Genomic DNA, 13,441 nt, shown 5'->3' with positions numbered 1-13,441 from the left:
TCAGTAAGACAGCAAAAGGATTGCCTACAAGCAAATATGAAGACTACAAAATCAAACTCATAACAGAGCGCTTAACAAGAGAAACAAGCCCCTATTATGAAACTGAAGATATGCGTTGGGGTATTGAGCATGAAGAAGATGCCTTGAGAGAATATGGCTTCATTTATGATGCCGATATAACAAAATGCGGCTTTATCCAACACCCCACAATCCAAATGGCGGGGGCTAGCCCCGATGGTCTCATTGGAGAAGACGGTTTAATCGAAGTCAAATGCCCCAGATCAGTAACACATATGCGCTTTTGTATAGGTGACGAAATCAAACCAGAATATCACGCACAAATGCAATTCCAAATGGCTTGTACAGAACGAAAATGGTGTGATTTCGTAAGCTATGACCCACGTTTTACGGGGGAATTCTTTCACTTACGCATGAAAGTCAAGCGTGTTCTCCGTGATGATCAACAAATTGAACAGATCAATCAAGCTGTTGAAGCCTTTTTAGCAGAGATAGAACGAGAGATACAACAACTCTCAACAAAAGCTGCTTAACCTTATGGGGGTGTTTTGTTCCCCGCATATCTACGAGCACCCCCACCCATTTATTAAGGAAATTAAACGTGTGTAACATCAAACATATTATCATACAGCCTGCTAAAGATGAGGAATTTTGTTTTTTTACCATTGGCTATGAAGGTAGGTCCCTTGAGAATTATCTTAGTTGTCTCATAGAAAACAATATCAAAACTTTATGTGATGTTCGTAAAAATCCAATAAGTAGAAAACACGGATTTTCAAAAAGACAATTAGAGCAAGCTGTAAGCAACATTGATATTGAATATATGCATATGCCTGAACTTGGAATTACTTCTGAAAAACGAAGAAATTTGAAAACACAAAAAGATTATGACCGCCTTTTTGAAGATTATCAAAATACAACTCTCAAGAATAATTCTTGTGCAATAAATAAATTATATCAAATTTTTTTAAATAAAAAGCGTGTTGCAATCACCTGTTTTGAAGCCAATGTATGCATGTGCCATAGAGGACAACTCGCATTAGCTCTTACTCAATTGCCTGATTGGAAATATGAAATTGAACACATCTAAAAAATAAACTTACAAACTTTTTACATATGGGGGTGCTCTCTCCTCCCAGCACCCCCGCCCTTTCCTAACAACTTTTAAGTAATGCATGATTCACGCTACGGGTGGATTGTGCGCAAATCAAGGAAATAAACCATGGAAAAGAAATATGAACTTACTGATGAAACAATTGAAGTTGATGGATTTACGCTTCACCGAATTAGAGCATTAAGAGATTTTGGTGGCGTCAAGAAAGGTAACCTTGGGGGCTTTATAGAGGATGAGGACAACCTAAGTCATGAAGCCGACTGTTGGGTTAGTGATGAAGCTATGGTTTATTGTGGTGCCGAAGTTTACGACAGCACTAAAGTGTTTGGTAACGCGAAAGTTGCTTATTTTGCACGCGTTTATGGCAATGCACAAGTTTATGATAACGCAAAAATATATGGGGGGGATATTTTTGGGGACGCACAAATTTACAAATATGCAATTATTGATGGTAATCCAAGAATTTATGGCGACGCACAAATTTATGCCGATTACAAAATTGTTTACAAGGAAAAGACAGAAAACTTAACAGGGGACGACGTTCCTTTCTAGCAACACAAACAAACTTTTAACACCAGCGTGATTCACGCCACGGGAGAATTACATCTAAAATGAAGGGGAATAAACATGCCACACCGCCCACCTACTATCACGCAACCAGCTATTGCTCGTGCTTTAAGAGAAGCTAAAAAACAAGGATGTGAACTCATAGAAATCAAACCTACAGGAGAATTATTAATTCATATCAATAAAACCATAACACCAACAACGACAGATAATACTTATAGCATTGACGATTTTCCACCGCTTGAAAATGAACAAGAAGACTACGAGACCAGCAAAAGCTGCCCCTCTGTCGACGGTATAAAGTTTTAGCCATGCCAAAACGCCGTCCACCGCATCTTGTTCGTGAACGTACACGCCATGGTAAAGTTATATGGTATGTACGTATTGGTCATGGACCACGGTTTCGGATTGAAGGAACCTATGGAACGCAAGAATTTGTTGACAATTATACGCTGGCTATTAAACAAGCGCAAAATGGCTCCTCCAAAACAAAGAGGCGTACCAGACTCACAGAAGGGTCTTTCGATTGGTTGTTGCATCAGTATTTACAAAGCATGCAATGGCATAATCAATCAGAATCTACTAAAAAAGTTAAATATCGAATTCTGAATAATGTTTCTAAACATATCGGTGATCGTGCATATAAAAGCATAAACAAACAACACATTCTTGACGCAGTAGAAAGAAGACGAGAGACTCCCGCGGCGGCAAGACATTTTTTAACGGCTTTAAATGGTCTTTTCAATTGGGCAGTTGATAACGATCTTTTAAATAGAAATCCTGCTTTTAATATAAAGCCGCCAAAATCCTTTAACGCAGAAGGATTCATACCATGGTTAGAAGAAGATATTGATAAATATTATTACCGTTGGTCACATGGTACACATGAACGTGTATGGATTGACGTCCTTTTATATACAGGTTTACGTCGTGGTGATGCCGTTCGTATCGGCTGGAAAGATATCACAACAGATAATATTATTCATTTAAAAACAGAAAAGAGCCAATTTAAAACAGATGTTTTTCTCCCGATTTTGCCTGAACTTGCAGAAACACTTAAAATTGGACCTATTGGAGATGAAACATTTATTTGCGGTAAAGAAGGTAAAAAACTGACCAAAGAAAGTTTTGGTAATCTGTTTCGTAAAGCTTGTAATGCAGCAGGTATTAAAAAATCAGCGCACGGATTGCGAAAATTAGCAGCAACACGTGCAGCCAATGCTGGTGCGACAGTTTCGCAAATGAAAGCGCTTTTTGGCTGGACAGAAGATAACATGGCATCCCTCTATACCAAAACAGCCGACAGAAAACGACTTGCAATAGAAGCAATCAAAAAACTTCAAAAAAGTTAGGACAATGAGTGGCTGCTAAAAAACAAACTAAAGCCCCGTCAAAATTATGAATGAAATTAATGCGGCATTTGAGGTGCATCAGAAACCAGAGGAGAAATAGGTGGTTGTGTCTGTTGCATTGTTTGCCATAAATTATAATTCGTTTGCATATCCAGCCAAAATTTTGCTTTACTAAAACCAGCTAATTCTAATTTCACTGCAAGTTCGGTACTCATAGAGGCATGTCCGTTAATCACTCTTGATAGAGAAGCTCTTGTCATATGGAGATGATCAGCTAACTTTTGTATTGTTATCCCCATTTCTTCTAAGAAAGCTACTTTTAGAACTTCGCCCGGATGTGCGGGGTTATGCATCATTTGTTTTCGTTCCTTTCATCAATGGTAATCTTGATAATCAACAAGCTCCACATCTGTTCCTATAAAGCGAAAAGTAACACGCCAATTTCCATTCACCCATATAGAATAGTATCCTGTAAGTTCACCTTTAAGAGGATGCATTTTAAAGGCAGGCGCTTTCAACATTTCAGGCGTCGTAGCACTTGTTAAAGCCGTCAAGATAACGCGTAATTTTTTCACGTGATCTGATTGAATAGCTTTTGTAGAACCTGTTGTATAAAATAATTTTAAGCCCTTATGTTTGAAACTCACAATTGCCATTACCGCCCCTTATCGTATATCGTCACTATACGATCAATAAAAATAAGAGTCAAGCGCCCTGCTAGCAAATCCAGTTATCTAGATAAAATGATTGGGTATAAGCTATAAAAAAGTTAGGGATAGGTAGAAAATAAGTTAAAAGAATCAACGGAATCAAAATTCCCGAACTTTTATATAACCTATTGATTTTACTAAACATTGGCTGGGGTACCTGGATTCGAACCAGGGAATGCCGGTACCAAAAACCGGTGCCTTACCGCTTGGCTATACCCCAAAAAAAACACGCTTTATAGCGACTCTTGCACCTTATAGCGATTCCTGTGATTGGACGCAATATCTGAAAATCAAAGACCTTACTTTTTTATCATAAAGTGCCTGATTTATCATAAAGTGCCTGAGTCTTGTATGGCATTGCATCAATACAAATTCGTAGCAGGAACTGATATACAATTGTGCTTTTAAAACAAGTAGAAACCATTTATCCACCAATTATTTTGCTCTTTGTATTGATTTTTTAGGAACAGAAAATGAAAATCCCGTAGTTTACTCATGTATCTAATAAATTAGCATATGATTTACTTTTCTTGATATATTCCAATCTCATCTTGCTTCATTAAGATAAAAGCTGTCACCATATTGGGAACTGGTAAAGTGTGTGATAGTTGCTGTGCTCTTTCATTAAGCGTAAAGATGATAATGTCCACTGGTTTTTACATTATATTATTCATGAATAGCGCCATAAAATGAAATCAAACACATTGAAAAATATCTCCTAAAAATAACACTTAAATATTCTATTGCAAACACTATGACACACCAATAGGTTAGAAGAGTTTTGCAAAAATTAAAAATATTTTATCTGGCATTTGAAAAAATAAAGATATAAGAACGAGGGATAATAGCTATTTCTATTTACTTTATTATTCAAAAGATAATGATATTTTTATCGGTTCATAGATGTAAAAATCTTCAGAAACAATCTTTATATAGACCAATGCCTTTTTTGATTGATTAGCATACATTTCCTAAAAGCTTCTTTTACAAAAAGAGAGATATTAAAATTAATTTCACACAAATAGGTATTCAACATTTGCTTTTCAATTCTGTAAATGGCAAATTAGACTTATGAAATAAGCTTAACAATTAGAATCGAGGAGATTTTTAATGGCTTTTGAATTGCCCCCGTTGCCTTATGATTACGATGCCCTTTCACCTTATATGTCACGCGAAACGCTTGAATATCATCATGATAAGCATCACCTCGCTTATCTTAACAATACCAATAATTTTGTGAAAGAGTTAGGCTTAGAAAATGAAAGCCTTGAAGATATTGTTAAAAAAAGTTTTGGAAAAAATATTGGTTTGTTTAATAATGCAGCACAGTATTACAATCATAACCACTTTTGGCTTTGGATGAAAAAAGATGGGGGTGGCCAAAAACTTCCTGAAAAGTTAGCAAAAGCTATTGACACTGATCTAGGTGGTTACGACAAATTCCGCGCTGATTTTATTGCTGCTGCTAGTGCCCAATTTGGTTCTGGATGGGCATGGGTTGCTGTTAAAGATGGCAAGCTTGAAATTATGAAAACGCCTAATGGCGAAAATCCCTTAATTCACAATGCTCGACCTATTTTGGGTGTCGATGTGTGGGAACATTCCTATTACATTGATTATCGCAATGCTCGACCGAAGTACCTCGAATCCTTTGTAGACCATTTAATTAATTGGGACTATGTTTTGAAACTTTATGAAGAATGTGAATTTTAAGCTATCTAGATAATTTTTTTAGTGTATGAAAGTCCCTATAATCCAATAAATTATCGGGGACTTTCAAACAAAGATATTATGGATTAGCAACAGCCTTTTCCTGCTATCTTGAGAATATATGCATAGATATAGGCAACTTCTTCTAGCTTTGAAAAACGTCCAGCTGCACCAGCGTGCCCCGAATCCATATTAATACGTAATAAAATTGCATTATCGTCTGTTTTTAAGTCTCGTAATTTTGCCACCCATTTTGCAGGCTCCCAGTAAGTTACACGAGGATCTGTTAATCCTGCCATCACAAGTATAGGGGGATAGTTTTGAGCTTTGACATTATCGTAGGGTGAATAGGAAGCAATAAGCTTATAATCTTCTTCTGATTCAAGAGGATTCCCCCATTCGGCCCATTCTGGAGGTGTGAGTGGCAATGAAGCATCTAACATTGTCGCTAAGACATCAACAAAAGGCACATTCGCTACGATTCCAGCAAAATCCTGTGGAGCTATATTGGCAATGGCTCCCATCAACATCCCCCCTGCTGAACCACCATAAGCAATAAGCCGGTTGTGAGAAGTGAATTTATTGTTTACAAGGTAACGTCCACAAGCAATAAAATCTGTAAATGTATTGTGCTTAAAGAGATGTTTTCCTTTCTCATACCATTCTACTCCCTTTTCTTTTCCTCCGCGAATATGAGCAATCGCGTAAATAAACCCCCTGTTTACTAGAGAAAGTACATTACTATTAAAACTGGCAGGAATAGAGATTCCATAAGCACCATAACCGTAAAGAAGACAAGGCGCACCACCATCAAGAGGAGTGTTTTTGTGATAAAAAAGTGAAATAGGAATCTTCTCACCATCGTCTGCTATTGCTGTAATACGTCGTGTTACATATGCATCTTTATTATGCCCAGAGGGAATTATTTGCGTTTTTAAAAGCATTCGTTTACGACTTTTCATCTCATAATCAAACACTTGATCAGGTGTTGTCATAGATGAATAGGAAAAACGAATAGTTGGACTGTTATATTCTGCAACCCCTTGTAGACCTAAAGAATAAGCCTCTTCAGTAAAAGCAATGGAAGTAACTTTTTTAGTGGTACGTTCCATTACTTTTATACGTGGAAGCCCCTCAAAACGTTCGATCCAGACAAGAAAATCTTGATAAGCATCATGGGATAATATTAGGCACCCAAGCTGATGTGGGACAAACTCAGACCAATTTTCTGATTGTGGAGATGTATATGGCGCTACCATAATTTTGAAATCTTTTGCATTATCTAGATTGGTCAGAATATAAAAGACATCACCACCTTCTGTAAGTGAATATTCAATACCTTTTTGTCGTTTCCGTACACATTGGGGAGTAGTAAAAGGCGCCTCAGCAGGAATCAACCAGATCTCTGATGTTTCATGATCATGAATATTAATATAAATAATATCATTAAGCTTAGAGCCGCTTACATCTAAGAAAAAACCTGGATTGTCTTCGCGAAAAATAAGCTTATCTTGTGATTGATCAGTGTTTAATCGGTGATAATAGAGCTCTGAAGGTCGGTGATTTTTATCCATTTTAGTATAGAAAAAACCTTCAGATCTAGCATCCCATACAATTTGACCAGATGTATCAGTAATTATGTCCATACAGTCAGACAATGTCTCAAAATTACGAATTTTAGCTGTATAGAATTCTGATCCTTTGTCATCATAGGTCCATACCACATGTGTATGGTCAGGAGATTCTTGAACTGAACCAAATTTGAAATATTCTTTGCCTTCTGCCAAGACATCACCGTTAAGGTAAACGGTTTTTTCTCCGCCATTCCTTGGTGTCCGAAAATAATGCGGTTGTTGACCTCCGGTAACATAAGAGAATCCGTAAGCAAAAGGACCATGTTTTATAGGAACAGAACTATCATTCTCTTGGATCCTGTTTTTCATTTCGGTAAAAAGCAAATCTCGTAATGGTTTTGTATCAGCCATTTGAGCTGATTGATAAGCATTTTCTTTTTCAAGATAATGTCGAATATTTGGATCAAGACAGTTAGGATTTTTAAAAACATCTTGCCAGTTAGACGCACGTAGCCAATGATAGGGATCATCACGAAAAATACCATGATATATTTCCTTATGAGTGATTCTAAATGCTTTGGGAGGAATTGCAAAAGTGCGGGTCATACACAATCCTATATTAAAATATGTTAACAGCTTCGTTTATTCGTTTATATGTTAGAATCATAATTATTGATGCAAGTGTAAAAATCTATAAGTTCTATTCACTTGTAAAAATAGCGCCATGATAATTTTTAAAACTAATACCTTTCTGTCCATTACATATCACAGCTATTGTTTTCTAGGGATATAATACCACTTTTATAATGAAAGTGATTGGTAAGACAATTAAACTATGAGAAAAAGAATTGATTTTTTTTGAAACAGTATAATCTTATAATTTTATAGAAAGTAATAACTATATTTAAAGTATTTTTATTAATGTATAAAACATAAAAATATTCTATGTCGTTTTAATGAATAGTTTTATATTATAAGTAATGCTGTTGTGTCTTATTTATAATATAGTATGTTCTTTATTATTAAATTTAATAAATATAAATAATAAAAACAAATTTAAAATTTAGTAAAAATAAAATTACTAAATTATAAGTATTCAAAATAAAAAATACTAATTTATATATTATATTTTTATAATTAGTAATTTTATTTTTACGTTCTCAAAAAAAAATAAATAAATTTTATCCTATATTTTTTTATATTTGTGATGTATTATATGTCATGTATGATATGTTATAGGATAAAAATATATTTTAGCATGTAATAATTTCGTTTTTCTTATTTTATATTATGACAAAAAAGAGGTATTTATTTGATTTTTTTGTGTTTTGGCAATTTTATAGAATAATTGAATTGACAAAAAAGATTTTTGTACAATATGAAGCTCATGTGCATGAGATCTTTATATCATGAGTATATGCACTATATCTCGATTTTGAATTACTCAATTTTAAATTAAAGGAAACAAGAATGGAACATCGTGCAGTCTTAGAGACTGAAAGCAATTTAGTTATTACATTGGTTGCTGATATTGTTGCTGCCTACGTGAGTAATAATTCTATTCGACCGACTGAAGTGCCAAGTTTAATTGCTGATGTCCATGCTGCTTTTCGTAAAGCAGGGAATTTAGAGTTAACAGAAGTCGAAGTTGAAAAACAAAGGCCTGCCGTTAATCCAAAGCGTTCAGTATTTCCTGATTATCTCATTTGCCTTGAAGATGGGAAAAAATTTAAATCTCTAAAGCGTCATCTCATGACACATTATGGAATGTTGCCAGAGGAGTATCGTGAAAAATGGCAGTTAGATAGTTCTTATCCTATGGTGGCGCCTAATTATGCAAAAACACGATCAGCTTTGGCCAAAGAAATGGGTCTTGGACGCAAAAGTAAACGGAAAAAAACTAAATAATCTTATTTTGCGAAAAAATGGTTTCGTGTATAAATTTGATTTCAGTATACATGTTTTGTGTGAATCTTTTGTATATATAGCAATTTCTATCAAGGGGATTATACATAGCTTTCGTTACGAATCCGTTTAATCATTGATTTCAGACCATTTGATCGTTGTGGTGTAAGATTTTCATTTAAACCAAGTTTTTCAAAGAGCTCTTGAGCATCAGAATTGCGAATTTCAGAAGCTTTTTTGCCTGAATAAAAAGCAAGAAGTATGTAAATGAGTCCACGCACAATATGAGCATCGGAATCACCTTGAAACGTCAATATTGGATCTTCTGAGTTATTACGTGAAGATAAAAGCCACACTTGGCTAACACAACCAGGAACTTTGTGAGCATCGTTTCGAGCGCTTTCCGGAAAAGGTGGCAATTCATGGCCAAGCTCAATGACATAACGATAACGGTCTTCCCAATTATCCAAAAGCGAAAAGTTCTCTATGATATTACCGATTGTTTCCGCCATTATTTTAGTCCTGTTTTGTTTGAATAATCATTCTTAAATACACTTATAAAAAATAAATATTTATTCTTCCTAACATAAATAACACGAAGAACGTTAAAAATCCTTATTTCAAGATAACATTGTATGGTTTTGTAAGAACTCTTGTATTGCGATTTTGCAAGAAACATTAAGGGAAATCTCTGATATTATTGTTGTTCCCTAATATGTTGCCTAAATATTCATAAGCAGCTCTTGCACCGTAATATGCGCGTTCACCAAGTGAACTTAAAAATGATTTTCCTACTTTGCAGGTTTCTATATTACGGTCACAAAATGCTCCTAGGTCATTTAAAGCTTCTTTAAATGACCTAATCACATCGCTCGTTGTTGTCTCATTATTTTTGGGGCTAAAAGAATAGTCACTGCTTGGATTTGCTACAAAAAATGAAATAATGACAAAAATAAAAAATAAAAAAAATGATAATTTGATTAAAAAACGTATCATGGGCAATCAATGTACCGCAGTGGTAAATACAATAAAAGAAGCATTTTATACACTGTTTCTTTATAAACAATTTATAAAATTTGTTTTTTATAAAATTGAGTATTCATTTATTGGATCTATATCATTGGCTTTTTTATAAATATGGCACAATGCCGCTGTATAAAATGGGATACATTGTCTATTCAGTAAAAATTTAACATCCCAATTATACACTTACAGGCTGATCATATTAATGAACATACCATGATAAAAAATGAGAGATATAACCATGATCGTGCATAAGAGTTAAGAAATGTACCCCCCACATTTATAACCTTTCATTCCACAAGAAAGTGTAGCAATGAGATAAGGATTAAACACAGAGTCCAATTTCTTTTCCATATTGTGTACATACTTATTTTAAATAATAGTTCATCATCTTAGCTTAGTTGAAAAGGCTAAAAAGAGTCAGACTCTGTTATTCTGACTCTAGTAGTGATAAAATATTTATATTATCTATAAAATTTTTACTAGAACATCACCAACATGATCAATATGTCGATCAAAAGATCAAACAATAGCTTCATCTCTTATAACTCCATCTCAAGATCTCAAGACAAGTTTTTCTATAACATTGTAAACATCAATTTAATTGATACAAAAGTAGCTCCACTAAAATATAATAACCTTAAGAGACCACTATTCTCACCAAACCGTTTACAGAAAAGTAACCCTATATATGTAAATTGTAAAGAATATAATGACTCTTATCTTTTTAACGTTATAGAAAAATAGTCTCTAACTTGTTTTTAAATGATAGGCAAACATCTGCGCCAAAAATGAAGAATAACGCGATATTATTATTGAGATGATTATATGTGATAATGCAGTTTGCAAACACTAAAATGCTCTTGAACGTTAATCATTCGATGTTCTCTTTATACATATTGAAAGATTTGTAAAATCTGAAATTAATAAAAATTGATAAGAGCTCTTGTTGATTGATCAACTTATACATTGATAGAATGAAGCTGCTTATTCTAGGAGTTTGAAAGGAAAAAACAATAATGTAAATGCATTTCTCTCTAGCGAAAAGTAAGAACTAATTTGCATTCGTTTCTTTGTGAAACATAAACGCAACTGAAAATAAAAATGATGACAACAAAACGAAAGACGACCCGAAAAAAAACTGTAAAACACCGTAAATACTATAGTAGTATTGTTATAACACTTCTTCTTATAATTTTTCATTTTATTTTTTGGATAGCAAAAACTCTTTATTTCTATACACGAAAAAATACTTTATTTTTTGTTGGATCTCTTCTTTTTAGCATTAGTTTTTTATTTATTTCATTTAATGCTTTATTTTCGCAAATGACAACGCATCAAAATATTTTAACTCAAATGAAATTTTCCTCCGTTCAAAGTATAGGGAAGAGCTCTACTTTATTGGAAAAAGAAGCAAAATCACAAGAACTCTCTCGTGTAACTTCTCTACATTCTCCAAGTCATCACCATACAAATTCACCTTTACCTCCTCAATCAGCAAGCATTCTGGAAAAGCAAAAAGAACTAGTAAAATTAGGACTTTATGATGGACCTTTAGATGGACTGGAAGGACCTAAAACACGCCGAGCTATCACTTTATGGAAACAACAAACTGCTCAGAGAATGCAAAAGAATGCTCTATCTAATCCCACAACAGATGAAATTGCGATATTAATTAAGCAGAGCGAAATAGAAACAAAAAATATGACGCACTTAAAAGAAGCTATTTCAGAGCCTTCTGTCGAAGATATTATACAAGTGCAAAAAGCTTTACATATTTTTGGGAATGAAGAGGTTATTGTCACAGGAATAGAAGATCAAAAGACGATAGAAGCCTTAAAACAGTTTCAAAAAATGTTTGATCTTCCTGTAACAGGTAAAATTAATCACACAATTTTAATGAAAATGCGCGAATTTGGTTTATTAAATTGAGGCTAATCATCTATACTATAAAAATAATCTCTTAATTTATAATGATAATTCATCTTTCGCTTGTTTAATGCCCCCCCAAACATTCCTTCATCTCAAGCCCTCTTATATTCAATCAATCAGAATGGTTTTCTTACACATTATATATTGCGCCATACAATCTGCTGTAAGAAAACCACAACCAATTGCAGAAAAAGAAATATTGCAAAATAACAAACGCGCTTGTTCTAGCATTTTTATTACTTCTGATGATAAAAGGACACGAAATTTTATTGTAGTATCATGTAAACCTTTCATATTCTCGAGCCACGAATTGTCCACATCTTATCGTCAATTTGATCTTTATAAATATGACGCAAAGAATTTGTGCAAACACCTGTAAGGATAAGTAGACGTAAAGCTAGTTGTGTTATGCTTGTTGTTTTGCAAAGTGTCTGATAAAAAACCGGCACTTCTCTCCAATCTATTGCTGGAAAGTTTTGTGTTTTATGACGTTGTTTTCTAAGAGAGCGTGTGCTTTTGGTGTCGTCTAAAAATCAACATCCAAACCTAACGCAGCAGTATGTTTGAAGCAAATGTTAAGACAGTTTAGTACTTTCTCAACTGTTATAGCTTTTGTATGCCAAATGGAGGCAAGAGCATTGCACATCTCTGTTTGTATAATCTCTGAAACAGAGAGACAGTCTAATTTGGGAAGAATATGAAATTTTAAGGGTAGAAACCAGTTTTCATCTTTGCCATTTCCTTTTAATTTAGCTTTACGACTTTCAAAGACATCTAAAGCAATGTCTTTAAAATAATGGAGATTACCTATTGCCTCATGCTTTTATTTAGCTCGCGTCTTTTTGGGCCCCCCCTCACGTAAAACAAAATGTCCTAAACGGAATATACGTGGATTGCCATTCACGATCTTTCTTAAAAAAACATTTCTAAAGCACCCAAGCCCATTTCGCAACAACGGCCCGTGAATAATAATAGCAGCCTTCTCTGTGCGCTATCATCTTTACGCTTGTGAAGAAGCAAACCGGCACCATTACACACTGTACCTACCTTCAATTTGTGACAGCTCTTGACACTTGAAGAAGCATATCATTGCTTTATTTTTTTATCCATAGACGCTAATTCCGCCTGTAATATGCAAAAAACATGGTTTTAATTGATTCATTATCAAAGAAGTTGAAATGAGACAATCTTGTGATATTTACAGCTTTCGTTCAATATGAGAAATAAAAAATTATCATTATAAATCAACATATTGTATAACTTTGATATTCCTTCAGGAATGTAAAGATGATAGCGCATAGTAGAGTTTATATACTTTGGGAAGATTTTTATAAACTTACGGGGAGTTTTACATAATCCCCATTCCACGAATGTCAATGTGAAATGGGGCATCCACTGAGAGATGTCTATCTCAAACAGCATGATGTGCAAAAAAAATGCATTTGTTTGGAGCATTCTATTTTGCGTGAGGAGTCCATTACCCTATAAAAAAGCAAACGTGTAAATTGACTGCACAATAACACGTTTCTCTCTATC

Annotated in this window: 14 protein-coding genes and 1 tRNA gene; 8 read left to right on the top strand and 7 right to left on the bottom strand. The window is 34.2% G+C overall.

The window, feature by feature from the left end:
- The 5 genes from ACFIKB_RS03750 to ACFIKB_RS03730 form a co-directional block, all read left to right on the top strand.
- A partial coding sequence (locus ACFIKB_RS03750; RefSeq protein ID WP_375652855.1) for a lambda exonuclease family protein occupies positions 1-551 on the top strand: 551 nt, incomplete at its 5' end.
- Positions 552-619: 68 nt separating this feature from the next.
- Positions 620-1,108: a DUF488 family protein gene (locus tag ACFIKB_RS03745; RefSeq protein WP_375652854.1), complete on the top strand. Its 489-nt coding sequence runs from the start codon at positions 620-622 to the stop codon at positions 1,106-1,108.
- A 132-nt stretch (positions 1,109-1,240) separates the two neighbouring features.
- Positions 1,241-1,684: a hypothetical protein gene (locus ACFIKB_RS03740; protein WP_375652853.1), complete on the top strand. Its 444-nt coding sequence runs from the start codon at positions 1,241-1,243 to the stop codon at positions 1,682-1,684.
- 75 nt (positions 1,685-1,759) lie between these two features.
- Positions 1,760-2,008: a hypothetical protein gene (locus tag ACFIKB_RS03735; protein ID WP_015857131.1), complete on the top strand. Its 249-nt coding sequence runs from the start codon at positions 1,760-1,762 to the stop codon at positions 2,006-2,008.
- 2 nt (positions 2,009-2,010) lie between these two features.
- On the top strand, positions 2,011-3,051 hold the full coding sequence (locus ACFIKB_RS03730; protein ID WP_375652851.1) for a tyrosine-type recombinase/integrase: 1,041 nt from the start codon (positions 2,011-2,013) through the stop codon (positions 3,049-3,051).
- Between the two features lie 56 nt (positions 3,052-3,107).
- On the opposite strand, the gene ACFIKB_RS03725 is transcribed toward ACFIKB_RS03730, so the two are convergent.
- From ACFIKB_RS03725 to ACFIKB_RS03715, 3 genes are all read right to left on the bottom strand, one after another.
- Positions 3,108-3,407, bottom strand: a complete 300-nt coding sequence (locus tag ACFIKB_RS03725) for a HigA family addiction module antitoxin (RefSeq protein WP_026500666.1) — start codon at positions 3,405-3,407, stop codon at positions 3,108-3,110.
- An 18-nt stretch (positions 3,408-3,425) separates the two neighbouring features.
- On the bottom strand, positions 3,426-3,707 hold the full coding sequence (locus ACFIKB_RS03720; RefSeq protein WP_004865366.1) for a type II toxin-antitoxin system RelE/ParE family toxin: 282 nt from the start codon (positions 3,705-3,707) through the stop codon (positions 3,426-3,428).
- Positions 3,708-3,906: 199 nt separating this feature from the next.
- A tRNA-Gln gene (locus ACFIKB_RS03715) sits at positions 3,907-3,981 on the bottom strand.
- 890 nt (positions 3,982-4,871) lie between these two features.
- Here ACFIKB_RS03715 and ACFIKB_RS03710 point away from each other — a divergent pair.
- Positions 4,872-5,474, top strand: a complete 603-nt coding sequence (locus ACFIKB_RS03710; RefSeq protein ID WP_375635749.1) for a superoxide dismutase — start codon at positions 4,872-4,874, stop codon at positions 5,472-5,474.
- An 83-nt stretch (positions 5,475-5,557) separates the two neighbouring features.
- On the opposite strand, the gene ACFIKB_RS03705 is transcribed toward ACFIKB_RS03710, so the two are convergent.
- Positions 5,558-7,651 (bottom strand): S9 family peptidase, encoded by a 2,094-nt coding sequence (locus ACFIKB_RS03705; RefSeq protein WP_375652850.1) that lies wholly within the window; start codon positions 7,649-7,651, stop codon positions 5,558-5,560.
- An 864-nt stretch (positions 7,652-8,515) separates the two neighbouring features.
- Between ACFIKB_RS03705 and ACFIKB_RS03700 the strand changes: the two genes are divergently transcribed.
- Positions 8,516-8,953, top strand: a complete 438-nt coding sequence (locus ACFIKB_RS03700) for a MucR family transcriptional regulator (protein WP_012754848.1) — start codon at positions 8,516-8,518, stop codon at positions 8,951-8,953.
- Positions 8,954-9,051: 98 nt separating this feature from the next.
- On the opposite strand, the gene ACFIKB_RS03695 is transcribed toward ACFIKB_RS03700, so the two are convergent.
- Positions 9,052-9,462, bottom strand: coding sequence for a SufE family protein (locus ACFIKB_RS03695; protein WP_012754847.1), 411 nt, complete (start codon positions 9,460-9,462; stop codon positions 9,052-9,054).
- Between the two features lie 166 nt (positions 9,463-9,628).
- Complete coding sequence (locus tag ACFIKB_RS03690; RefSeq protein ID WP_375652848.1) at positions 9,629-9,946, bottom strand: DUF5330 domain-containing protein; 318 nt, start codon at positions 9,944-9,946, stop codon at positions 9,629-9,631.
- A gap of 1,134 nt (positions 9,947-11,080) precedes the next feature.
- Here ACFIKB_RS03690 and ACFIKB_RS03685 point away from each other — a divergent pair.
- Positions 11,081-11,905 carry a peptidoglycan-binding protein gene (locus ACFIKB_RS03685; protein ID WP_375652859.1) on the top strand — a complete coding sequence of 275 codons (825 nt, stop codon included), beginning with the start codon at positions 11,081-11,083 and terminating at the stop codon, positions 11,903-11,905.
- Positions 11,906-12,013: 108 nt separating this feature from the next.
- On the opposite strand, the gene ACFIKB_RS03680 is transcribed toward ACFIKB_RS03685, so the two are convergent.
- The gene (locus tag ACFIKB_RS03680) at positions 12,014-12,199 is read right to left on the bottom strand and encodes a hypothetical protein (RefSeq protein WP_375635752.1); all 186 of its coding nucleotides are present in this window, start codon (positions 12,197-12,199) and stop codon (positions 12,014-12,016) included.
- Positions 12,200-13,441: the final 1,242 nt, after the last annotated feature.

The organism is Bartonella sp. MR110HLJHH, from assembly GCF_042194225.1.
Lineage (GTDB): Bacteria > Pseudomonadota > Alphaproteobacteria > Rhizobiales > Rhizobiaceae > Bartonella > Bartonella grahamii.
Note: the sequence above shows the minus strand (reverse complement) of the source record. Positions and strands in the feature narration are given on the sequence as shown.